The 22,538-nt window shown below is 72.2% G+C and carries 21 protein-coding genes; 16 read left to right on the forward strand and 5 right to left on the reverse strand.

Features of this window, described 5'->3' with window-relative positions; translation table 11 throughout:
• Window positions 1–43: 43 nt before the first annotated feature.
• From nuoE to GA0070624_RS06140, 11 genes are all read left to right on the forward strand, one after another.
• Complete coding sequence (nuoE, locus tag GA0070624_RS06090) at window positions 44–1,048, forward strand: NADH-quinone oxidoreductase subunit NuoE (RefSeq protein ID WP_091337408.1); 1,005 nt, start codon at window positions 44–46, stop codon at window positions 1,046–1,048.
• Complete coding sequence (nuoF, locus tag GA0070624_RS06095; RefSeq protein ID WP_091337410.1) at window positions 1,045–2,361, forward strand: NADH-quinone oxidoreductase subunit NuoF; 1,317 nt, start codon at window positions 1,045–1,047, stop codon at window positions 2,359–2,361. The genes nuoE and nuoF overlap by 4 nt, the downstream gene beginning before the upstream one ends.
• Window positions 2,361–4,853 carry an NADH-quinone oxidoreductase subunit G gene (locus GA0070624_RS06100; protein ID WP_091337412.1) on the forward strand — a complete coding sequence of 831 codons (2,493 nt, stop codon included), beginning with the start codon at window positions 2,361–2,363 and terminating at the stop codon, window positions 4,851–4,853. Before nuoF ends, GA0070624_RS06100 begins: the two co-directional genes overlap by 1 nt.
• Entirely contained in the window at window positions 4,850–6,202 is a 1,353-nt protein-coding gene (gene nuoH, locus GA0070624_RS06105; protein ID WP_091337413.1) for an NADH-quinone oxidoreductase subunit NuoH, read from the forward strand. The genes GA0070624_RS06100 and nuoH overlap by 4 nt, the downstream gene beginning before the upstream one ends.
• A gap of 1 nt (window position 6,203) precedes the next feature.
• The gene (gene nuoI / locus GA0070624_RS06110) at window positions 6,204–6,845 is read left to right on the forward strand and encodes an NADH-quinone oxidoreductase subunit NuoI (RefSeq protein WP_091337415.1); all 642 of its coding nucleotides are present in this window, start codon (window positions 6,204–6,206) and stop codon (window positions 6,843–6,845) included.
• Window positions 6,842–7,615: an NADH-quinone oxidoreductase subunit J gene (locus tag GA0070624_RS06115; RefSeq protein WP_091337417.1), complete on the forward strand. Its 774-nt coding sequence runs from the start codon at window positions 6,842–6,844 to the stop codon at window positions 7,613–7,615. The genes nuoI and GA0070624_RS06115 overlap by 4 nt, the downstream gene beginning before the upstream one ends.
• Window positions 7,612–7,911: an NADH-quinone oxidoreductase subunit NuoK gene (nuoK, locus tag GA0070624_RS06120; RefSeq protein WP_091337418.1), complete on the forward strand. Its 300-nt coding sequence runs from the start codon at window positions 7,612–7,614 to the stop codon at window positions 7,909–7,911. Before GA0070624_RS06115 ends, nuoK begins: the two co-directional genes overlap by 4 nt.
• Window positions 7,912–7,922: 11 nt before the next feature.
• Window positions 7,923–9,848 carry an NADH-quinone oxidoreductase subunit L gene (nuoL, locus tag GA0070624_RS06125; RefSeq protein WP_091337420.1) on the forward strand — a complete coding sequence of 642 codons (1,926 nt, stop codon included), beginning with the start codon at window positions 7,923–7,925 and terminating at the stop codon, window positions 9,846–9,848.
• Window positions 9,849–9,912: 64 nt separating this feature from the next.
• A complete protein-coding gene (locus tag GA0070624_RS06130) occupies window positions 9,913–11,445 on the forward strand; it encodes an NADH-quinone oxidoreductase subunit M (protein WP_091337422.1) in 1,533 nt (510 codons plus the stop codon).
• Window positions 11,442–12,995, forward strand: coding sequence for an NADH-quinone oxidoreductase subunit NuoN (gene nuoN, locus GA0070624_RS06135; RefSeq protein ID WP_091337424.1), 1,554 nt, complete (start codon window positions 11,442–11,444; stop codon window positions 12,993–12,995). Before GA0070624_RS06130 ends, nuoN begins: the two co-directional genes overlap by 4 nt.
• Before the next feature lie 89 nt (window positions 12,996–13,084).
• On the forward strand, window positions 13,085–14,170 hold the full coding sequence (locus GA0070624_RS06140; RefSeq protein WP_091337425.1) for a polyprenyl synthetase family protein: 1,086 nt from the start codon (window positions 13,085–13,087) through the stop codon (window positions 14,168–14,170).
• Between the two features lie 148 nt (window positions 14,171–14,318).
• Here the strand turns inward: GA0070624_RS06140 and GA0070624_RS06145 are convergent, their stop codons facing one another.
• On the reverse strand, window positions 14,319–15,491 hold the full coding sequence (locus GA0070624_RS06145) for an MFS transporter (RefSeq protein ID WP_091337427.1): 1,173 nt from the start codon (window positions 15,489–15,491) through the stop codon (window positions 14,319–14,321).
• Window positions 15,492–15,648: 157 nt separating this feature from the next.
• Here GA0070624_RS06145 and GA0070624_RS06150 point away from each other — a divergent pair, with 157 nt between their 5' ends.
• The 3 genes from GA0070624_RS06150 to GA0070624_RS06160 all read left to right on the forward strand — a co-directional run bounded on the left by GA0070624_RS06150 (window position 15,649) and on the right by GA0070624_RS06160 (window position 17,804).
• Complete coding sequence (locus tag GA0070624_RS06150) at window positions 15,649–16,431, forward strand: IclR family transcriptional regulator (RefSeq protein ID WP_091337428.1); 783 nt, start codon at window positions 15,649–15,651, stop codon at window positions 16,429–16,431.
• Window positions 16,432–16,626: 195 nt separating this feature from the next.
• On the forward strand, window positions 16,627–17,121 hold the full coding sequence (locus tag GA0070624_RS06155) for a sigma-70 family RNA polymerase sigma factor (protein WP_245719125.1): 495 nt from the start codon (window positions 16,627–16,629) through the stop codon (window positions 17,119–17,121).
• Window positions 17,118–17,804, forward strand: a complete 687-nt coding sequence (locus tag GA0070624_RS06160; RefSeq protein WP_091337432.1) for an anti-sigma factor family protein — start codon at window positions 17,118–17,120, stop codon at window positions 17,802–17,804. Before GA0070624_RS06155 ends, GA0070624_RS06160 begins: the two co-directional genes overlap by 4 nt.
• A gap of 7 nt (window positions 17,805–17,811) precedes the next feature.
• Here GA0070624_RS06160 and rarD read toward each other — a convergent pair whose 3' ends face one another.
• The 4 genes from rarD to eccE all read right to left on the reverse strand — a co-directional run bounded on the left by rarD (window position 17,812) and on the right by eccE (window position 21,576).
• The gene (rarD, locus tag GA0070624_RS06165) at window positions 17,812–18,735 is read right to left on the reverse strand and encodes an EamA family transporter RarD (RefSeq protein WP_091337434.1); all 924 of its coding nucleotides are present in this window, start codon (window positions 18,733–18,735) and stop codon (window positions 17,812–17,814) included.
• Window positions 18,732–19,220 carry a GNAT family N-acetyltransferase gene (locus tag GA0070624_RS06170; protein WP_091337436.1) on the reverse strand — a complete coding sequence of 163 codons (489 nt, stop codon included), beginning with the start codon at window positions 19,218–19,220 and terminating at the stop codon, window positions 18,732–18,734. The genes rarD and GA0070624_RS06170 overlap by 4 nt, the downstream gene beginning before the upstream one ends.
• A gap of 92 nt (window positions 19,221–19,312) precedes the next feature.
• Window positions 19,313–19,699, reverse strand: coding sequence for a phage holin family protein (locus GA0070624_RS06175; RefSeq protein WP_091337438.1), 387 nt, complete (start codon window positions 19,697–19,699; stop codon window positions 19,313–19,315).
• A gap of 62 nt (window positions 19,700–19,761) precedes the next feature.
• On the reverse strand, window positions 19,762–21,576 hold the full coding sequence (gene eccE / locus GA0070624_RS06180; protein WP_245718674.1) for a type VII secretion protein EccE: 1,815 nt from the start codon (window positions 21,574–21,576) through the stop codon (window positions 19,762–19,764).
• Between the two features lie 238 nt (window positions 21,577–21,814).
• On the opposite strand from eccE, the gene GA0070624_RS06185 reads away from it, so the two are divergent.
• Both GA0070624_RS06185 and GA0070624_RS06190 read left to right on the forward strand, forming a co-directional pair.
• Window positions 21,815–22,132, forward strand: a complete 318-nt coding sequence (locus GA0070624_RS06185; protein WP_091337443.1) for a WXG100 family type VII secretion target — start codon at window positions 21,815–21,817, stop codon at window positions 22,130–22,132.
• Window positions 22,133–22,153: 21 nt separating this feature from the next.
• Window positions 22,154–22,447 carry a WXG100 family type VII secretion target gene (locus GA0070624_RS06190; protein WP_091337445.1) on the forward strand — a complete coding sequence of 98 codons (294 nt, stop codon included), beginning with the start codon at window positions 22,154–22,156 and terminating at the stop codon, window positions 22,445–22,447.
• The last annotated feature ends 91 nt before the right edge of the window (window positions 22,448–22,538 follow it).

Raw genomic sequence — 22,538 nt, forward strand, 5'->3', positions numbered from 1 at the left:
CGCGGGCTGAGGACTGTGCAGTCGCGAACGGAAGGCGACTCTGATGAGTGTTTTCACTGAAGAGACCCGGCAGCGGGCGCGGGAGATCATCGCCCGGTACCCGGCGGACCGGTCCCGCTCGGCGCTGCTGCCGCTGCTGCACCTGGTCCAGTCCGAGGAGGGCTACGTCTCCCCGGCCGGCGTCGAGTTCTGCGCCGAGGTGCTCGGGCTGAACAAGGCCCAGGTCGGCGCGGTGGCCACCTTCTACACCATGTACAAGCGCAAGCCGACCGGCGACTACCTGGTCAGCGTCTGCACCAACACGATGTGCAACGTGCTCGGTGGCCAGGCGGTCTACGACACCCTCGTCGAGCACCTCGGCGTCGGGCACGACGAGACCACCGAGGACGGCAAGATCACCCTGGAGCACGCCGAGTGCCTGGCGGCCTGCGACTACGGCCCGGTGATGACCGTCAACTACGACTTCTTCGACGGGGTCGACCCGCAGACCGCGGTCGGCGTGGTCGAGGAGTTGCGGGCCGGCGGGCGGCCGATGCCGACCCGGGGCGCCCGGCTCTGCACGCTCAAGGAGATGTCGGTGCAGCTCGCCGGCTTCGCTGACGAGCGCCAGGGCGCGGTCGCCGACGGCGGGCCGGGCGAGCCGAGCCTGCGCGGCCTGCGCCTGGCCGAGCAGCATGGCGTCTCGGTGCCGGGCTTCGACCCGAACACCCCGATCCGGAGCAAGGCCGAGGCCGACAGGGCCGCGGAGCAGGCGAAGGCCGCCGCCAAGCCGGAGCCGGCCACCGGCAGCACCGCGCCGGACGTGAAGGCGCCGGACGACAAGTCGCCGCAGGTGCGTACCGCGGAGACCCGGCAGCCGGACGCGAAGACCGCCGTGCCGGACGCCCCCGGCACCAAGGTCCCGGCGGACGGCGTGCCCCCGGCGCCGCGCGACGCGCAGAAGGCGGAGGCCGCCGGCGCGGCGGCCAACCCGCCGGCCGGTGACGCCAAGCCCGCCGGCGACGAGGCCGGGGCGCAGGAGCGCAACCTCAAGGAGGCTCAGAAGTGACGACGCCTCGGCCCGAGACGCTGGCCAAGCTGACCCCGGTGCTGACCAAGCGCTGGCTCTCGCCGGACGCTTGGCGGCTCGACACCTACGAGAAGCTGGACGGCTACGCCGCCCTGCGCAAGGCGCTCAAGGCCCACCCGGACGACCTGATCCAGCTGATCAAGGACTCCGGGCTGCGCGGTCGGGGCGGCGCCGGCTTCCCGACCGGTCTCAAGTGGGGGTTCATCCCGCAGGGCGACGGCAAGCCGCACTACCTGGTGGTCAACGCCGACGAGGGCGAGCCGGGTACCTGCAAGGACCTGCCGCTGATGACCCACGACCCGCACTCGCTGATCGAGGGCGTGATCATCGCGTCGTACGCGATCCGGGCCAACCGGGCGTACATCTACATCCGGGGCGAGGCGGTGCACGCCGCCCGCCGGCTGCGCAACGCGGTCCAGGAGGCGTACGCCAGGGGCTACCTCGGGAAGAACATCCTCGGCTTGGGCTTCGACCTGGAGCTGGTGGTGCACTCCGGCGCCGGGGCGTACATCTGCGGTGAGGAGACCGCGCTGCTGGACTCGCTGGAGGGGTTCCGGGGCCAGCCCCGGCTCCGCCCGCCGTTCCCGGCGACCCACGGCCTGTACGCCAGCCCGACCGTGGTCAACAACGTCGGCACCATCGCCAGCGTGCCGTACATCGTGCTGGGCGGCGCGGACTGGTGGAAGACCATGGGGACGGAGAAGTCGTCCGGCCCGATGATCTACTCGCTCTCCGGCCGGATCGCCAACCCGGGCCAGTACGAGTGCTCGATGGGGATCACCCTGCGCGAGCTGATCGAGCTGGCCGGCGGGATGCAGCCCGGGCACAACCTGAAGTTCTGGACCCCGGGCGGTTCGTCCACCCCCCTGCTCACCGCCGAGCACCTGGACGTGCCGCTGGACTTCGAGGGGGTGGCGGCGGCCGGCTCGATCCTGGGCACCACGGCCACCCAGATCTTCTCCGACCAGGACTGCCCGGTGTACGCGACCTACCGGTGGCTGGAGTTCTACCACCACGAGTCGTGTGGCAAGTGCACCCCGTGCCGCGAGGGCAACTACTGGATGGTCCGGGTCTACCGGCGCATCCTGGCCGGCCAGGGCACCCACGAGGACCTGGACACCCTGCTCGACACCTGCGACAACATCCTCGGCCGCTCGTTCTGCGGCCTGGGTGACGGTGCGACCAGCCCGGTGACCTCGTCGCTGAAGTACTTCAAGCAGGACTACCTCGACTACATCGAGGGACGTACCGCGCCGAAGCTGTCGGACAAGCAGCTGGTGGGAGCCCACTAATGACCGACGTAGCCAAGCAGACCGAGACCGTCACCCTCACCATCGACGGCGTCGAGGTCACCGCCCCCAAGGGCGCCCTGCTGATCCGGGTCGCGGAGCAGCTGGGCACCGAGATCCCCCGCTTCTGCGACCACCCGCTGCTGGCCCCGGCCGGCGCCTGCCGGCAGTGCCTGGTGGAGGTGGAGGGCCAGCGCAAGCCGGTCGCCTCCTGCACGCAGACCGTCGCCGACGGCATGGTGGTCCGTACCCAGCTCACCTCTCCGGTCGCCAAGAAGGCGCAGGAGGGGATCATGGAGCTGCTGCTGGTGAACCACCCGCTCGACTGCCCGATGTGTGACAAGGGCGGTGAGTGCCCGCTGCAGAACCAGGCGATGTCCACCGGCCGGACGGACTCGCGGTTCCACGAGCACAAGCGGGAGTACCCGAAGCCGCTGCCGATCAGCACCCAGGTGCTGCTCGACCGCGAGCGCTGCGTGCTCTGCCAGCGGTGCACCCGGTTCTCGGAGGAGATCGCCGGTGACAAGTTCATCGACCTGATGAACCGGTCGTCCGCCGAGGAGATCAACATCTACCGGGACGACGCGTACGGCGAGGACGGCGACTCCGGGGATGTGCCGTTCAACTCGTACTTCTCCGGGAACACCGTGCAGATCTGCCCGGTGGGCGCCCTGACCGGCACCCAGTACCGGTTCCGGGCCCGCCCGTTCGACCTGGTCTCCACCCCGAGTGCCTGCGAGCACTGCTCCGCCGGCTGCGCCCAGCGCACCGACTGGCGGCGCGGCAAGGTGCTGCGCCGGTTGGCCGGCGACGACCCGGCGGTGAACGAGGAGTGGAACTGCGACAAGGGGCGGTGGGGCTTCCAGTACACCCGCGCCTTCGACCGGATCACCACCCCGATGGTCCGCGACGAGCGGACCGGCGAGCTGCGCGAGGCGTCCTGGAGCGAGGCGCTCACCCGGGCCGCCGAGGGGCTGCGCGCCGCCCGGGACTCTGGCCAGGGCACCGCGGTGCTGACCGGCGGCCGGCTGACCGTCGAGGACGCCTACGCGTACGCGAAGTTCGCCCGGGTCGCGCTGAACACCAACGACATCGACTTCCGGGCCCGGCCGGTCTCCCGCGAGGAGGCCGACTTCCTGGCCAGCAACGTCGCCGGGGTCACCGACGTCACCTACGCGGACGTGGAGAACGCGCCCGCGGTGGTGCTGGTCGGCCTGGAGCCGGAGGAGGAGTGCCCGATCCTCTTCCTGCGCCTGCGCAAGGCGTACCTGAAGAAGAAGCTGACGGTGTACGCGATCGCGCCGTTCGCGACGCGGGGCCTGGAGAAGCTCGGGGCCAAGCTGGCCCGGGTGGTGCCGGGCGAGGAGGCCAGCGTGCTGGCCGAGCACGCCACGGTGGCCGAGGCGCTGAGCGCCGAGGGCGCGATCCTGATCGTCGGCGAGCGGCTGGCCTCCGTGCCGGGCGGACTCTCCGCCGCGGCGGACGTCGCCCGGCGTACCGGGGCGAAGCTGGCCTGGGTGCCGCGGCGCGCGGGCGACCGCGGCGCGATCGACGCCGGCTGCCTGCCCAACCTGCTCCCCGGTGGCCGCCTGGTCACCGAGCCGGCCGCCCGGGCCGAGCTCGGCGAGGCCTGGGACATCGCGGCCGGGGTTATCCCGAGCCAGGCCGGCCGGGACACCGACGGCATCATCGCCGCGGCCGCGAACGGCCAGCTCGGCGCGCTGGTGGTGGCCGGCGCCGACCCGGCCGACCTGGCCGACCCGCGCCTGGCCGAGCAGGCCCTGGACGCGGTGCCGTTCCTGGTCAGCCTCGAGCAGCGGAACAGCGCGGTGGCCCGCCGGGCGGACGTGGTCTTCCCGGTCGCGCCGGTGGTCGAGAAGGCCGGCAGCTTCCTGGACTGGGAGGGCCGGCTGCGCACCTTCGAGGCGGTGCTGGAGACCGGCGCGATGACCGACGGCCGGGTGCTGGACGCGCTCGCCGCGCAGCTCGACGTGCGGCTCGGCACCGGTGACGTGATGGGCGTCCGCCGGGAACTGGGCGCCCTGCCGCCGACCCGGGTGGACCGCCCGGCCGCGCCGTCCGTCGCGCCGGCGGCGGTGCCGCAGCCCGGCGCCGGCGAGGCCGTGCTGGCCACCTGGCACCAGCTGATCGACCTGGGCAGCCTGACCGACGGCGACGAGCACCTCGCCGGCACCGCCCGCCCGCCGGTGGTCCGGCTGGGCAAGGGCACCGCCGAGGCGATCGGCGTCGCCGACGGTGACCCGGTGACGGTGGGCACCGACCGCGGGGCCGTGACCCTGCCGGCGGCGATCACCGAGATGCCGGACGGCGTCGTCTGGCTGCCGACGAACTCACCCGGCTCGACCGTGCGGCGCAGCCTCGGCGCGACGTCCGGCGCGGTCGTACGGATCTCCGCTCCCGCCGCGACCGGCCCGGTCGCCGCGGATGTGGCCGGTCGCCCGGGTCCGCTCCTCAACTCCGGGAGTGTCCAGTGAACCTCTATCTCGCCGCGCAGGACCCGACGCTGGCCGACTTCGGCAAGGATCCGTGGTGGCTGGTCCTCGGCAAGATCCTCTTCGCCTTCGTCTTCGGTCTGCTGGCCACGCTGCTCGGCGTCTGGTTCGAGCGGCGGGTCGTCGGCTTCATGCAGGTGCGGCCCGGCCCCAACCAGGTCGGCCCGTTCGGCCTGCTGCAGACGCTCGCCGACGGTCTGAAGATGGCCTTCAAGGAGGACATCCTCCCGCGGACGGCCGACAAGGTGGTCTTCTTCTTCGCGCCGACCATCTCGGTGATCTGCGCGGTCACCGCGCTGTCGGTGGTGCCGTTCGGCCCGATGGTGAGCATCTTCGGCCACCACACGCCGCTGCAGGTCACCGACGTGTCGGTGGCGGTGCTGGTGATTCTCGCCTGCTCCTCCATGGGCATCTACGGCATCGTGCTCGGCGGCTGGGCCTCCGGCTCGACGTACCCGCTGCTCGGTGGTCTGCGGTCCAGCGCCCAGATGATCTCGTACGAGGTCGCCATGGGGCTGAGCATCGTGGCGGTGTTCATGACCGCCGGCACGATGTCCACCAGCGGGATCGTCGCCGCGCAGGGCGACGCCACCCGGCTGACCGTCCTGGGCACCGAGATCCCGGCGCCGGGCTGGTACGCGATCCTGCTGCTGCCCAGCTTCATCATCTTCTTCATCGCCACCGTCGGTGAGACCAACCGGGCGCCGTTCGACCTGCCCGAGGCGGAATCGGAGCTGGTCGCGGGCTTCATGACCGAGTACAGCTCGCTGAAGTTCGCGCTCTTCATGCTCTCCGAGTACGTCTCGATGGTGACCATGTCCGCGGTCACCACCACGCTGTTCCTCGGCGGCTGGCGGGCACCCTGGCCGATCACCCTGTGGTCGGGCGCCAACTCGGGTTGGTGGCCGATGCTGTGGTTCTTCGGCAAGGTGCTGATCCTGGTCTTCGTCTTCGTCTGGCTGCGGGGCACGCTGCCCCGGCTCCGTTACGACCAGTTCATGCGCTTCGGCTGGAAGGTCCTGCTCCCGATCAACCTGGTCTGGATCCTGGTCCTCTCCGGGCTGCGCTCGGTCGAGGACTGGCAGACCCGGGACCGGCTGCTCGCCACCGCGATCGGCGCGGGCGTGCTGCTGCTGGCCACGCTCTTCTGGCCGAGCCGGAAGAAGGAACCGAAGCCGACGGTCCAGGAACAGGTCAACAGCCGTCCGCACGGCAGCTTCCCGCTGCCCCCGATGGACCTGCAGGTACCACCGAGCCCGCGCACCAAGCGCGTGGTCGCCGAGCGGGAGCCGGCCAACATCGCCGCCGGCTCGGACTCCAGGGAGGTGTGACGTGGGCGCGATCACCGGAACGTTCAAGGGCTTCGGGGTCACCTTCTCGCACATGTTCAGGAAGGTCGTCACCACCGACTACCCGTTCAAGCCGCCGGTCTCGGCGCCGCGCTACCACGGGCGGCACATCCTCAACCGGCACCCGGACGGGCTGGAGAAGTGCATCGGGTGCGAGCTCTGCGCCTGGGCCTGCCCGGCCGACGCGATCTACGTGGAGGGTGGCGACAACACCGAGGATCAGCGCTTCTCCCCGGGTGAGCGGTACGCCAGCGTCTACCAGATCAACTACGCCCGCTGCATCTTCTGCGGGCTCTGCATCGAGGCCTGCCCGACCCGTTCGCTCACCATGAGCAACGAGTACGAGTTGGCCCGGGACAACCGGCAGGACCTGATCTTCACCAAGGAGCAGCTGCTCGCGCCGCTGCTGCCGGGGATGGAGCAGCCGCCGCACCCGATGCGGCTGGGCGACAGCGAGAAGGACTACTACGTCGGCGGGCTGACCAACCCGGGTACCTCGGCCGGTGCCGAGCACTCCCCGATGGGGCCGGGCCGGTACCAGCTGGACGAGCACCCCGGCGTGACGTTCCCGGGCGCCGAGCAGGCCGCCCAGCGGGCTGCGGCAGGCAAGGGAGACACGGCATGACCACGCAGACTGTGCTCGCCGAGGCGGCCTCGGTCTCCGGCGGCGAGGCGGTGACCTTCTGGATCCTCGCCCCGCTGGCGCTGATCGGCGCGATCGGCATGGTGTGGGCCCGCAACGCGGTTCACTCGGCGCTCTGGCTGGTGCTGACCATGCTCTGCCTGGGCGTGTTCTACGTGCTCCAGGCGGGCCCGTTCATCGGCATGGTGCAGATCATCGTCTACACCGGCGCGATCATGATGCTCTTCCTGTTCGTGCTGATGCTGGTGGGCCGGGACGCCTCGGACTCGCTGATCGAGACGCTGCGCGGGCAGCGGACCGCCGCGGTGGTGCTCGGGCTCGGCTTCGCCGGCCTGGTCGGCAGCGGCATCTACCGGGCCCTCAACGGCGTCCAGGCGGTCGGCCTGCAACAGGCCAACGCCGAGGGGAACGTGCAGGGCATCGCCCGGCTGCTCTTCACCAAGTACGTCTTCGCCTTCGAGCTGACCTCGGCGCTGCTGATCACGGCGGCCGTCGGCGCGATGGTGCTGGCGCACGTCGAGCGGCGCAAGGAGGACCGGATGGACCAGGTCGCCACCATGAAGGCCCGGTTCCGCCCCGGCAACTACCCCGGCCCGAAGCCCGGTCCGGGTGTCTTCGCCACCTCAACCTCGGTGGCCACCCCGGCCCGCCTGCCCGACGGCCGGCTGACCGAGCGCAGCATCCCGGAGATCCTGCCGGCCCGCGAGCTGAGCGCCGAGGAGACCTCGCTGAAGGGGACGGACAAGAAGTGACCCCGGACTACTACCTGATCCTCGCCGCGGTGCTGTTCACCATCGGTGCCGTCGGCGTGCTGATCCGGCGTAACGCGATCGTCCTGTTCATGTGCGTCGAGCTGATGCTCAACGCGGCCAACCTGGCGCTGGTCACCTTCAGCCGGATCAACGGCGACCTGAACGGCCAGATCATGGCGTTCTTCGTGATGGTGGTAGCCGCGGCCGAGGTCGTGGTCGGGCTCGCGATCATCATGTCGATCTTCCGGACTCGGCGCTCCGCGAGCGTCGACGACGCCAACCTGCTGAAGTACTAGAGGGGCCTGCGGTGGAAGAGACTGTGCAGTTTGCTTCGGCCAGTGGGTTGCTCGGCAGCGTCTGGCTGCTGGTGGCGATCCCGCTGGTCAGTGCGGCGATCCTGCTGCTGCTCGGCCGGCGGGCCGACCGCTGGGGGCACTGGCTGGGGGTGGCCAGCATCGGCCTCGCCTTCGTGCTGGGCCTGACCTACTTCTTCCAGCTGGGCGGCCTGGAGAACAAGCAGGTCGAGCTGAGCCTCTGGGACTTCCTCGCGGTCGGCGACTTCAAGGTTGACTTCGGCCTGCTCTTCGACCCGCTGGCCGCGGTCTTCGTGCTCCTGATCACCGGGGTGGGCTTCCTGATCCACCTGTACGCGGTCGAGTACATGGCGCACGACGAGGGCCGGCGACGGTTCTTCGGGTACTTCAACCTGTTCGTCGCCGCGATGCTCCTGCTGGTGCTGGGCAACAACTACGTGATGCTCTACTTCGGCTGGGAGGGCGTCGGTCTGGCGTCGTACCTGCTGATCTCCTTCTGGTACGGGCGGCCGAGCGCGGCCACCGCCGGCAAGAAGGCGTTCCTGATGAACCGGGTCGGCGACGCCGGCCTGGCCATCGGCATCTTCATCATGTTCGCCACCCTCGGCACCACCCAGTACGACGAGGTCTTCAACGGGGTCGGCTCCCTGACCGCGACCACCGTGCTGGTGCTCGGCCTGCTGCTGCTGCTCGGCGCGACCGGCAAGTCCGGTCAGTTCCCGCTGCAGGCGTGGCTGCCGGACGCGATGGAGGGCCCGACCCCGGTGTCGGCGCTCATCCACGCGGCCACCATGGTCACCGCGGGCGTGTACCTGATCGCCCGCTCCAACCCGATCTTCTCGGCCAACCACACGCTGCAGCTCGTGGTGGTCAGCGTCGGCGCGCTGACCCTGCTGATCGGCTGCATCATCGGCGCGGCCAAGGACGACATCAAGCGGGTGCTGGCCTGGTCCACGGTGAGCCAGATCGGCTACATGTTCCTGGGCGTCGGGCTCGGCGGCGCGGCGTACGCGCTGGCCATCGTCCACCTGCTGGCGCACGGCTTCTTCAAGGCCAACATGTTCCTCGGCGCCGGCTCGGTCATGCACGGCATGAACGACCAGGTGGACATCCGCCGCTTCGGCAACCTGTCCAAGTACATGAAGACCACCTGGCTGACCTTCATGATGGGCTGGCTGGCGATCATCGGCATCCCTCCGCTGTCCGGCTACTTCTCGAAGGAGCCGATCATCGCGGCCGCGTTCGAGCGGGAGGGCTGGACCGCCTGGCTCTTCGGCGGCGCGGCGCTGCTCGGCGCGGGGCTGACCGCCTTCTACATGACCCGGCTCTTCGTGCTCACCTTCCACGGCCCGGCCCGCTGGACCGAGGACATCGAGCACCCGCACGAGTCGCCGAGGCTGATGACCGTTCCGCTGATCCTGCTGGCGATCGGTTCGGTCGCCGCGGGTGCGCTGATGGCCAGCTCGGTCCCGCACTGGCTCGAGGCGACCGCCGGGCTCGGCGGTCAGGAGGCGGCGCACGAGCCGGTCCTCGCGCACTGGCTGATCACCGTGCTCTCCATCCTGGTCACGGTCGCCGGCGCCGGGCTGGCGTGGTTCCTGTTCCGCGCCGGCACGGCCACCGAGCCGCAGCCGGCCGGGGTGCTGGTGACCGCCGCCCGCCGCAACCTCTACACCGACGCCTTCAACGAGGCGGTCTTCGAGAAGCCGGGCGTCTTCCTCACCCGAGCGCTGGTCTACCTCGACAACCGGGGCGTCGACGGGCTGGTCAACGGCCTCGCCGCCGCGGTCGGCGGTGGCTCCGGCCGGCTCCGGCGGCTGCAGACCGGCTTCGTGCGGTCGTACGCGACCTCGATCCTGACCGGCGCGCTGCTGGTGCTGGCGGCGTTCCTGGCGGTGCAGGCGGGGTGGCTGGCGTGATCGACCTCTTCCCGGCCGCCCCCGCCGGCGGACCACGCAGTGACGACGGAGGTAAGGCCGAATAATGTCCAACTTCCCGTTCCTCTCGGTGCTGACCGTGGCACCGCTGGTCGGCGCCCTGGTCGTGGCGCTCCTGCCACGCCGCCGGCCGGAGCTGGCCAAGCAGGTGGCGTTCGGCTGGTCGCTGCTGGTGCTGGTGCTGTCGGTGATCATGTGGATCACCTTCCAGACCGACGGTGACCGGTTCCAGTTCCGCGAGTCGTACCCGTGGATCCCGAACTGGGGCGTCAACTTCACCTTCGCCGCCGACGGCATCGCGCTGGTCATGCTGATGCTGATCGCGGTGCTGGTGCCGCTGGTGATCCTGGCCTCCTGGCACGACGCCGAGTCGTCCCGGCGGTCCGTGCCGGTCTACTTCGCCCTGCTGCTCGTCCTCGAGTGCACGATGATCGGCGTCTTCGCCGCCGCCGACGTCTTCCTGTTCTACGTATTCTTCGAGGTCATGCTCGTGCCGATGTACTTCCTCATCGGCAGCTACGGCGGCCACCAGCGGCAGTACGCGGCAGTCAAGTTCTTCCTCTACTCGCTGGTCGGCGGCCTGTTCATGCTGGCCGCGGTGATCGGCCTCTGGGTGGTCGGCGGGAAGACCTTCGACTGGCAGGCGCTGAGCCAGGTGGACATCTCCACCGGCACCGAGCGCTGGCTGTTCCTCGGCTTCTTCCTCGCGTTCGCGATCAAGGCGCCGTTCTTCCCGTTCCACACCTGGCTGCCGGACGCCGGTGGCGCGGCCCCGGCCGGTGCCGCGGCGCTGCTGGTCGGCGTGCTGGACAAGGTCGGCACGTTCGGCATCCTGCGGTACTGCCTGCCGCTGTTCCCCGAGGCGTCGAAATGGTTCGCCCCGTGGGCGCTGGCGCTGGGCCTGATCGGCATCATCTACGCCGCGCTGCTGGCGGTCGGCCAGAACGACCTCAAGCGGCTGGTGTCCTACACCTCGATCGCGCACTTCGGCTTCATCGGGGTCGGCATCTTCGCCTTCACCACCCAGGCCGGCACCGGCGCGGTGCTCTACATGCTCAACCACGGCCTGGCCACCGGCCTGCTCTTCCTGGTGGTCGGCATGCTGATCGCCCGCCGCGGGTCGGCCCTGATCAGCGACTTCGGCGGCGCGGGCAAGCTGGTGCCGCTGCTGGCCGGGGTGCTCTTCTTCGCCGGTCTCGCCTCGCTGGCGCTGCCCGGCACCGCGCCGTTCGTCTCCGAGTTCCTGGTGCTGGTCGGCACCTTCACCACCAACAAGCCGGCCGCGGTGATCGCCACGCTCGGCATCATCCTGGCCGCGGCGTACGTGCTGTGGATGGTGCAGCGCACCACCCAGGGCACGCTCAACCCGGCCTTGGAGGAGGTCGAGGGCATGCGCCGGGACCTCAGCCTGCGCGAGAAGGTCGTGGTCGCCCCGCTGATCGCGCTCATCGTGCTGCTCGGCTTCTACCCCAAGCCGGTCACCGATGTCATCAACCCCGCCGTCCGGGCGACCATGCAGGACGTCGGCAAGACCGATCCCGCCCCTGAGGTCGGCAGCGTCCAGGAGGCCGCGAAGTGACCGAGCTCAAGTTGCCGTCGATCGACTACGCGGCGCTCGCTCCGATCCTGATCATGCTGGGCGCCGCCCTGGTCGGCGTCCTGGTCGAGGCGTTCGTGCCGCGGCGCCTGCGCAACGGGGTGCAGCTGCTGCTCGCCCTGCTGGCCGTGCTCGGCGCGCTGACCATGGTGATCCTGAACGCCGACGACCGCCTGCTCACCGCCGGCCAGGCGATCGCCGTGGACGGGCCGACGCTCTTCCTCCAGGGCGCCATCCTGGTCCTCGCCGCGATGGCGCTGCTGCTCATCGGTGAGCGCTCGGTCGAGCGCGGCGGGGCGTTCGTGGCGCACGCCGCGGTCACCGCCGAGTCGCTCGACGACCGGCGCCAGGCCGCGCGCGCCAGCGGCGCCACCGAGGTGTACCCGCTGGCCACGTTCGCCATCGGCGGCATGCTGATCTTCGTGGCGGCGAACGACCTGCTGACCATGTTCATCGCGCTCGAGGTCTTCTCGCTGCCGCTCTACCTGCTCTGCGCGCTGGCCCGCCGCCGGCGGCTGCTGAGCCAGGAGGCCGCGCTGAAGTACTTCATGCTCGGCGCGTACGCCTCGGCGTTCTTCCTCTTCGGCGTGGCCCTGATCTACGGCTTCACCTCCGGCATCCCGGGCCGGGTGGCCGGGGTCGACTTCGCCACCGTGCACGCCGCGGTCACCGACTCGCCGGCCAGCCCGGTGCTGCTCTTCGCCGGCATGGCCCTGCTCGCCATCGGCCTGCTCTTCAAGGCCGCCGCGGCGCCGTTCCACGTCTGGACGCCGGACGTCTACCAGGGCGCTCCGACGCCGGTGACCGGCTTCATGGCCGCCTGCACCAAGGTCGCCGCGTTCGGCGCATTGCTTCGGGTCTTCCACGTGGCCTTCTCCGGCGCCGCCTGGGACTTCACCCCGGTGCTCGGCGCGGTGGCGGTGCTGACCATGCTGGTCGGCGCGGTGCTGGCGGTCACCCAGACGGACATCAAGCGCCTGCTGGCCTACTCGTCGATCGCGAACGCCGGCTACCTGCTGGTGGGCGTGTTGGCGCCGAGCAAGGACGGGCTCTCCGGCACGATGTTCTACCTGGTCGCGTACGGCTTCTCGGTGCTCGCCGCGTTCGCCGTGGTGACCCTGGTCCGGGACGAGAACGGGGAGGCCACCCACCTGTCCCGCTGGGCCGGGCTGGGCCGGCGGTCGCCGTTCTTCGCCGCGGTCTTCACCTTCATCCTGCTGGCCTTCGCCGGCATCCCGCTGACCAGCGGGTTCACCAGCAAGTTCGCCGTCTTCGCCCCGGCGCTGGACGCGAACCAGGCCTGGCTGGTGATCGCCGGTGTGCTGACCAGCATGGTGCTGGCCTTCCCGTACCTGCGGGTCGTGGTGATGATGTGGCTCTCCGAGCCGGGCGACGCCACCCCGACGGTCACCGTGCCGGGCGCGCTCACCTCGGCGGCCCTGGTGATCGGCGTGCTGGCCACCCTGGTCCTGGGCGTCGCGCCGGCACCGCTGCTCGACCTGGCCAACGGTGCCGCCGAATTCGTGCGATGACAGAGGTTCTCCCACCGGGGGCCGGTACGCCGTGGCGTACCGGCCCCCGGTCCGTATCCCCCTCTCCGGGCAGGTCGAACGGGTGTGGCATGGTTGAGGACGTGGTGATTCCGGCTGGCGAGCGTTCAGGTGCCACCGGCTCCGGCGGTCGTCGGGGTCCGGAGGGCACGGGTCAGTTCAGCGCGCTCGGCCTGTACCTCGCCGACCCCCGCGTCGAGGCGTCCGTGCTGGGCCTGCTCGAGGCCGTCGAGGGCGAGCTGCGGGCCACCGTGACCAGTGCCGACCCGTTCGTCACCGAGGCCGCGCGGCACCTGGTGGAGGCCGGTGGAAAGCGGTTCCGGCCCCTGCTGGTCGCGCTGGGTGCGCAGTTCGGCGACCCGACCCGCGAGGAGGTCGTACCGGCCGCGCTGGTGGTGGAGCTCACTCACCTCGCGACGCTCTACCACGACGACGTGATGGACGAGGCGGCCGTACGCCGGGGCGCCCCGAGCGCCAACTCCCGGTGGACCAACTCGGTGGCCATCCTGGTCGGTGACTACCTCTTCGCCCGGGCCGCCGACATCGCTGCCGACCTGGGCCCGGAGGCGGTACGCCTGCAGGCGCGGACCTTCTCCCAACTGGTGCACGGTCAGATCGCGGAGACCGTCGGCCCCCGGGCCGGCGACGACCGGGTCGCCCACTATCTGCACGTGATCGCCGGGAAGACCGGCTCGCTGATCGCCACCTCGGCGCGGTTCGGCGGCATGTTCGGCGGGGCGTCCCAGGAGCACATCGAGGCGCTGGCCGGGTACGGCGAGACCATCGGGGTGGCCTTCCAGCTCTCCGACGACCTGCTCGACATCGCCTCCGAGTCGGTGCAGTCCGGCAAGACGCCCGGCACCGACCTGCGCGAGGGGGTGCCCACCCTGCCGGTGCTGTACGCGCTCGCCTCGGACGACTCCGATGCCGCCTCCGTGCGGTTGCGGAAGATCCTGGCCACCGGTCCGCTGGTCGACGACGACCTGCACGCCGAGGCCCTCGGCCTGCTCCGCGAGTCCCCCGCGCTCAAGCGTGCCCGGGAGACGGTCCGCAGCTACGCCGAGGACGCCCGCGCCCAGCTCGCCCCGCTGCCGCAGCACCCGGCCCGCCGCGCGCTCGAATCCCTCTGCGACTACATCGCCGACCGCACCAGCTGACCCCACCCTCCCCCACCCCCGGCCCGCCCTCCGCCCGGCCCGGCGCCTGCTGCGCGTGATCATGAAGTTATTGCCATGACACCTGGTGTCGCTGGTCATAACTTCATGATCACCGGGTCTCGGGCGGGCGGGTCCGGGCCGGGGCGTGTCAGGGGTGGGTGAGGAGGCGGCTGCCGGTGAGCATGAGGGCGGCGGCCAGGAGCATGGCGACGGCGGCAACCGCCCACATCGTCGGATAGCCGAGGTGGGCGGCCGCGGCGCCGAGGCCGAGCGGGCCGAGGCAGCCGCCGGCGTACACCCCGGTCTGGGTGATCGAGGTGGCGGCGGCCGGGGCCTGGGGGTGGAGCCGGACCACCGCGAAGTTCACCAGCCCGGGCCAGGCCCAGCCGAGCCCGAAGCCGAGCACCACGCCGACCACCAGCGGCACCGGCCCGGCCAGCGCGAGCAGGCCCAGTCCGGCCGCGCCGACCACCAGCATGCCGGCGATCACCGCGACGTGGCCGGTCTCCCGGCGGTCGGCGAGCCAGCCGGCGCCGACCCGGGCGGCCACGCAGACCGCGCTGCCCAGCGTCAGGGTGAGGCCGGCCAGACCCGGTGGCAGCCCCCGGCCGACCGAGGAGTCGACCACGAAGGTGCCCAGCGCGTTGGCGGCCGCCGCGGCCAGCGTCGCGGCCATCCCGACCACCACCAGCGCCACCGTGGCCCGTCCGGCGCGGGTTCTGGCGGCCCGGCGGGCCCGGCCAGCTTCCTGCCTGGGTACGGCCGGCAGCGCGGCCAGCGCGGCGACGGCGGCGGCCACGAACGCCCAGCGCCAGCCGGCGGTCAGGGCGATGGTCGGCACCGCCGCGCCGGCCAGCAGGGTGGAGACCGGGATGGCGGCCTGCTTCACCCCGAACGACAGCCCCTGCCGGTGGGCGGGTACGTGCCGGGCCAGCGCGGCGTTGCTGGCGAGTTGGCCGAGGGCGTTCGCCGCGGCGCTCAGCCCGAGCAGCCCGACCAGTATCGGGTACGACCGGGCCAGCGCCGCCACGGCCAGCAGGGAGCCGGCGGAGAGCAGGATGCCGGCGCGGGCCAGCACGGCGGGCCCGTACCGCTCGACCAGCGCCCCGGACGGTACCGAGGCCAACGCGCTGATGCCGAAGTAGATCGAGACGGCCAGGCCCAGCCCGGCGGGGGAGAAGTGGAGGTCATCGCTCATCTGAACGGCGAGGCCGCCGACCAGGAAGACGGGCAGCACGCAGGCGATGGTGGTGGCGATGGCGCCCGCGCTGGCCCGGACGGCACGCGCGGGAGGCGAGGGGTCGAGCACGCTGTGGGTCATCGTCAGGCAAACCTACGCCGGTCACGTTTCGGCAGCGGATCGTGGCTGTCGGTGCCCGGCCGGTGCCCGGTGATCTGGCATCCTCGATCCGAACAGGCATTTCGCGCTGGGCAAGTTTTTCATATGGTGTAAGTCCCCGGCGGCGGCGGAGGTGGTTGTGCGCGACCCCTTGGCGGAACCTTCGGATCTGATCCGAAGCGTGTCCCGTGCGCTTCGAGTCCTTGAGTCGGTCGGCCGTGCACCAAGGGGCCTGACCGTCAAACAGATCGCGCGCCGCTGCGAGCTGACCGTGGCCACCACCTACCACCTGGTCCGCACCCTGGCGTACGAGGGCTACGTCATCCGCCGCGAGGACGGCACGTACATCGTCGGGCTGGAGGTGGCCGACCGATACCGCGAGCTGGTGACCGCGTTCCGTGGCCCGCCCGCCGTCGGCGAGAGCCTGCGGAGGGCGGCGGCGGACACCGGCTACAGCCACTTCCTGGGCCGCTTCGTCGGCGGCCAGGTGGCGGTCACCGCGGTCGCCGAGGGGCCGCGTACGCCGTACCTGGAGGATCTGGTGCCCGGCTTCGACGAGGGGGCGCACGCCACCGCGCTGGGCAAGAGCCTGCTCGCCACCCTCACCCCCGAGCAGCGCTTCCGCTACCTGCGGGAGTACGGCATGCGCCCGTTCACCAACGCCACGCTGACCACTGTGGATGCGATCGAGGCCGACCTCGCCGCCGGTGACCGGCGCGGCATGCAACTGGAGCTGGGGCAGTTCCGGCAGGGGGTGGCCTGCGCCGCGGTGCTGGTCACCCCGGACAAGGACATCGAGCGCCGGGTGGTGCTCGCCTGCGCGCTGCCGGCCAGCGAGATGATGACCTCCGCCCGGGTGGTCCGGGCCAAGCTGCTCACCGTCGCCCGGGCCGTCGCCGACGGCATTGCCGCCGAGACCTGACGCCCGCGCATACCGGCGGACGCTGCCCGGGCGCGGTGAGTACGTTCGGCGGGGACGTCAACCGGATCTGAACACCTACGGCCTGACCTGCGCTGAACCGATCGGCGTAACCGCACGTATGCACTCACGACCGCACCGCCTGCCGGAGTCGACGTAGCGAGGGAGGAGAGCGCCATCAGCGACCACGACGCCCAACTGCTGCGCGCGTTGCACGACGAGCACGCCGACGCGCTCTTCGCGCACGCCCTCCGGCTGGTCAACGGCGACCGGTCACGGGCCGAGGACCTGGTGCAGGAGACGCTGCTGCGGGCGTGGCGGCACCCGGAGGCGCTGGACCCCACGCGCGGCTCGGTCCGCGCCTGGCTCTTCACCACCGCGCGGAACCTGGCGATCGACGCCTGGCGGCGCCGGTCGACCCGGGTCGGCGAGGTCTACACCGACGAGCTGCCCGAGCCCGCCGACACGGTCGACGAAACGGAGCGCGCGGTGGAGGCGTGGACCGTGGCCGAGGCGTTGAACCAGCTCAGCCCGACCCACCGCGAGGTGCTGGTCGAGTGCTTCTACCAGGGGCGGTCGGTGGCCGAGGCGGCCGCCCGGCTGGGCGTGCCGCCGGGCACGGTGAAGTCGCGCACCCATTACGCGCTGCGCTCACTACGGTTGGTCCTGGCCGAGATGGGGGTGACCCGATGACCCGGTGCGAGTTCGCGCACGACGACGGCGCGTACGTGCTGGGCGCCCTCGCTCCCGGCGAGCGCGCCGCCTACGAGCGGCACCTGGCCGGCTGCGCGGCCTGCCGGGAGGCGGTGGCCGAGATCGCCGTGCTGCCCGGGCTCCTCGGCCGGCTCGACCCGGCCGGGCTGGAGCAGTTCCTACCGTCCGCGTCGGAGACCTCGCGGCTGCCCGCGCTGCTCGCCGCCGCCGGAGACCGCCGGCGCCGCGAGCGGTCCAGGTCCCGTCGGCGGTACGCCCTGACCGCGCTCGCCGCCGCCGTGCTCGCCGTGCTGGTGGGGGTCGGCGTGACCCTGGCCCGTCCGGACGCCGCCACCCCTGCGGAGGTACCGATGGTGGCCATGCGGCCGGTCGCCGGCACGGTGCCCGTACACGCCGAGATCGGGTTGACCCGCACCGACTGGGGGACCCAGGTCACCATGCACTGCGGCTACGACCAGTGGGGCGGCCGCCGCCAGGCGTGGACCTTCCGGCTGGTGGCGCACGGCCCGGACGGCGCGACGGAGCAGGTCGGCTCCTGGCTGGCCGCCCCCGGCGAGGATGTCCGACTCACCGGCGCCACCCGCTTCACCGGCGGCGAGCTGGTCCGGCTGGAACTGCTCCGCGGGGACAACACCCCCGTGCTGGCCTACGACGCCCGCTGATCCCCGATCAGCGGGCGCCGGCGGCGACCGGGGTCCGCGTGCGTGCCTCGGCGCGGGTACGGCGGGCGTGGCGGACGGCGTCGGCGGTGAAGACGATCAGCGCGAGCCAGACCAGGGCGAAGCCGGCCAGCCGGGCCGGCGGCATCGGCTCGTGGAAGATCAGCACCCCGCAGCCGAGCTGGAGGATCGGGGCGAGGTACTGCAGCATGCCCAGCGCGGACAGCGGCAGTCGGTTCGCCGCGCCCGCGAAGAGCAGCAGCGGGATGGCGGTGGCCGCGCCGGCCAGCACCAGCAGCACGGTGTGCCCGGCCGAGACGTGCCCGAACGTCGACTCGCCCCGCCACACCAGCCATCCCAGGTAGGCCAGCGCGGGCAGCGCCAGCACCGCGGACTCGACGAAGAGCCCCTCCGCGGCGGGCAGCCCGAGCCGCTTCTTGACCAGCCCGTACCCGGCGAAGCTGAAGGCCAGGGTGAGCGCCAGGTACGGCAGCCGGCCGTAGTCGACGGTGAGCACGGCCACCGCCAGCGCGCCGACGCCCAGCGCCGCCCACTGGGCCGGGCGCAGCCGCTCCCGCAGCACGAGGACCCCGAGCAGCACCGACACCAGGGGGTTGATGAAGTAGCCGAGGGCGGTCTCCACCACCCGGTCCGAGTTCACCCCGTAGATGTAGGTGCCCCAGTTGACCGCGATCACCGCAGCGGCGGCGACGATGCCCGCCAGGGCCCGGGGCCGGCGCAGCAGCGTGCGGAGGAAGCCGATGTTGCGCGCGGCGGCCAGCAGCAGCGCCACGAAGGCCACCGACCAGACGATCCGGTGGGCGAGGATCTCCGCCGGCCCGGCCGGGCGCAGCAGCTTGAAGTAGAGCGGGAAGAAGCCCCACAGCAGGTACGCGCCGAGCCCGTACAGGTAGCCGAGGCGGATCTCGTTCACGCCTCTACCGTAAGTGGTGGAGCGGCCCTTCGCTCCTTTCCGGTGACCTGGCTCACCGGCCCAGCCCACTTCATCCACCGGTCCGGTTCGACCGGGGTGAAGCCGACCTTGGCGTACACCCCGTGCGCGTCTTCGGTCGCCAGCACGATCCGCCGTACGCCCAGCTCGGCCAGGTGATCGCGGACCGTGCCGGCCAGCCAGGTGCCCAGCCCGCGACCGCGCTCGCCACGGTCGACGTAGACGTCGCAGAGCCAACCGAAGGTGGCCCGGTCGGTGACCACCCGAGCCACCGCCACCTGGCGGCCGTCCCCGGGCCGGTAGACCCCGAACCCGATGGAGGTGGCGAAGGAGCGCTCGACCGTCTCCCGGTCCCGCCCGATCGCCCAGTACGCGTCGGTGGAGAGCCACCGGTGCACCCGGTCGAGGTCGATGCGGGCGGGATCGGTGCTGAGCTGGTAGCCGTCGGCGCGGGTCAGGGTGAACACGCCTTCGACCCTAGTTGCGGCTCAACCTGGCCTCACCAGCCAATTCCCGCCCACTGGCCTGGGCCGGCGGGCGGGAATCGGCGGGGCGGTGGTCAGTCGCGGTCGAGGATGGCGCCGAGGATCCAGGTGACGATGCTGACGAAGAGCGCGCCGAGCACCGCGGCCGGCCAGAAGCCGTCCACGTGGAACGGCAACCCCGCCTCGCCGGCGATCCAGCTGGTGAGCAGGAAGAGCAGACCGTTGACCACCAGCGCGATCAGGCCGAGGGTCAGTAGGTAGAAGCCGCAGCCGACGGTCTTGATGATCGGCTGGAGCACGGCGTTGACCACGCCGAAGATCGCGGCGACCAGCACCAGGGTGGTCACCGTCTCGGTCACCGACTCGGAGTTCAGTGAGATGCCCGGGATGACCAGAGTTGCCAGCCAGAAGGCCACCGCCGTCGAGGCGAGCCGGATCAGAAGGCCCTTCAGAAAACCCATGGCGGGGATCGTGCCACGGACCGTCGACCGGCGGAACCCGTGAAGATCGACGAATCTGCGGCTCAGCGGCGGGCGGGGCGGCCCACCAGGTGCGACTCGATCGGCGTCGGGGACAGCAGCGCCCAGCGCAGCGCCCGGCGGTTGACCACGGCGACCATGTCGTCCCGGATCCGGGTCAGCCACACCGCCGACTCGCCCAGCCCGAGGGCGGCGCCGGCCAACGCCGCCTCGCCCGCGTCGAGCGGCTGCAGGATCGCCAGATCGACCCGGGCGAGGGCGGCCACGTCCGCCGGAGTCAGCTCGTCCCGGACAGCCAGGGTGGACTGCCATGGCGGCCCCGGTACGGCCGCGGCCGGCAGGGCGTCGACGACGAGCAGCAACGGCTGCAACGGGGAGGCGGCCACCCCGCCCACCGGCCGCCCGGGCGGGATCAGCGGGACCGTGCCGACGCCCCGGACGAACGGCTCCCAGACCCGCGGCCGGGCGGTCTGCACGACCACCCGAGCGCCGAGCGCCATCGCGCGCAGCGCGACGAGTTGAGCGGCCGGTACCCCGCCGACGAGCATCAGCCGGGTCGCCGCCTCGGGGCGGAACACCCGGACCGTGACGGCGTCGCCGTGCCGGTTGGCACCCAGCATCAGCCCGGCCTCGCCGAGGGTCAGCTCCAGCGCGTCCAACGCCTCCCCGCCCGGCACCTTGCCGGCCCGGGCCACCGCGAGCGGCAGGGTGCCGGCCAGGCCGGCCAGCTGCTCGCCGTCGAGGCGGCGGAGCGCACCGCCGAGGTCGGCGACGAGCCGGCGCAGCGCCCGGTCGGCGACCGAGAGCTCGCCGGCCGTCCAGGCGGCCAGTCGTACGGTCAGCTCGGCGGGCACCGGGGCGGGGTCGGCGCCGACGCGCGGACCGACGCAGAGCGAGACCGTGGTGGCGGTGGCCGGCAGCGCGAGCAGCCGCGGCACCAGCCGGCGCCCGGCGTCGGTGCGCGGGTCCGGCCAGCGCCGTAGCCGGAAGGTGGCCTGCAGCAGCCCGCCGGACCGCACCGTCTGCCAGGACTCCCGGGTCGGCGCGCCGGCGTCGTGGTGGGCCAGTTCCGCGAGCGCCCGCAGCGCCGCGGGCTCGCCGAGCGGGCGGCCGGTCAGCGGCCCGAGCCGGCGGAGGATCCGGCGGACCGTGCCCGAGAGGGTGCGGCGCAACTCCTCGTCCGACCAGCCGTCCAGCCGGAGCACCCGGACGGCCAGCACGGCCCCTTGCCTGCCCGCCAGCCGCCCGTCGGTGAGCTGCCGGTACGACGTCCCGGCGGTGCCGGACGCGGCGGCGGGCGCCGGCGCGGGCGAGGCGGAGAGCAGGAGCTGGATCCGGACCGGCGGGCTCTCCGGACCCGGCGTCGGCAGCAGGGCCAGCGGTGACGGCAGGGCCCGCTGGCCGTCGCCCAGCAGGTCGCTGGGATCGCCGATCTCCAGCAGGGCGGTCATCCCGGCGGCGTCGTCGACCACTGCGGCCGGACGGCCGGCCAGCTCGGCGGAGCGCACCGCGGCCCCAGGGTCCACCAGGCCCAGCAGCGCGGCCGGCGCGGCGGCCGGCGGGAGGCCCCGCCGCCGGGTGAGGTGGCTCAGGCCGACGGCCAGCCACTCGAAGAGCCAACGGCCGCGGACCCGCACCCAGGCGCCAGCCAGCAGCAGGGCGGCCAGCAGCAGGGCGCCGACGGTCGCGGCGACACCCCGGCCGACGGCCGCGGCGAGCAGCGCTACGGCAACCTGCGCCGCCACCACCTGACCCGCCCGCACCCCCGGTCCCGGCCGCGAGCCGGCCGACCTCAACTGTGGAGGGAGGGGCTGCCGGGTGGCCGCTGCGGCCGGGCGTCCGGTCGTGATCGCCGTCACCGCGCCTCCTCCGCCGATCGTCACGCTGGCATGGCTCATCGTAATGGTGCGGCGACGGAATGGTTGTCCACAGGGGAGGGCGGGGGGTAGCACAACGGGGATCGGGCGGCTACCGTCAGCGACGAGTTCCGCCGAGCGCGCCGCCGTTGCGTCCCACGACGCCGGCCCCGCGCCACGGCCCGTCCACGATGGTCGTTCCGGCGGCCAGCCACGACCGAGGAGACGAGGTGACGTCCGGGTGTCCCAGACCCAGGCAGAAGCCGCGGTGATGCAGCAGACCGCAGCGAAGTTCGAGCAGGTGGACCAGTCGTTGCAGGCGATGCTGAGCGGCCTGATGGCCGAGCTGGAGGTGTTGCAGCAGGCCTGGCGGGGCGCCGGTGGGCGCTCGTTCGAGCAGGTCAAGCAGCGGTGGGCGGCAGACCAGGCGGCGTTGCAGCGGGCCTTGCGGGAGACCGCGAGCGCCATCCGCACGGCCGGCCAGCAGTACGACGTCTCGGACACCGAGGCCGCCAGCCGGGTCGCCGGCACCGACCGCGGCATGCAGTTGCCGCTCTGACCCACGGGGAGGGGAGATCCGATGGACCACGGTGTGCTGGTCGTCAACTTCGCCGCGTTGCAGCAGGCCAGCGCGGACATCCAGAAGGCGCTGAACACCCTCGACAGCCAGCTCGGCCAGCTGGAGCGGGACGCCGCGCCTCTGGTGGCGAGCTGGGCCGGTGAGGCCCGCCAGGCGTACGAGCAGCGGCAGGCACGGTGGCGGTCCGCCTCGCAGGACCTCCAGTCGATGCTGCGCGACATCAAGCTGGCGGTGGAGGATTCCGCGGCCGACTACCTCGACACCGAGAAGAAGAACGTCAACCTGTTCCAGTGAGGCCCGCGCGGCGGCGGTACCGGACGACTCCCGGCCGCGCCGCCGCTGCTCACGTCTCCGGTGGCCCGGCGCGTCCGGGTCAGGTGAGTCC

The sequence above is a fragment of the Micromonospora rhizosphaerae genome, assembly GCF_900091465.1.
GTDB classification, from domain to species: Bacteria; Actinomycetota; Actinomycetes; order Mycobacteriales; family Micromonosporaceae; genus Micromonospora; species Micromonospora rhizosphaerae.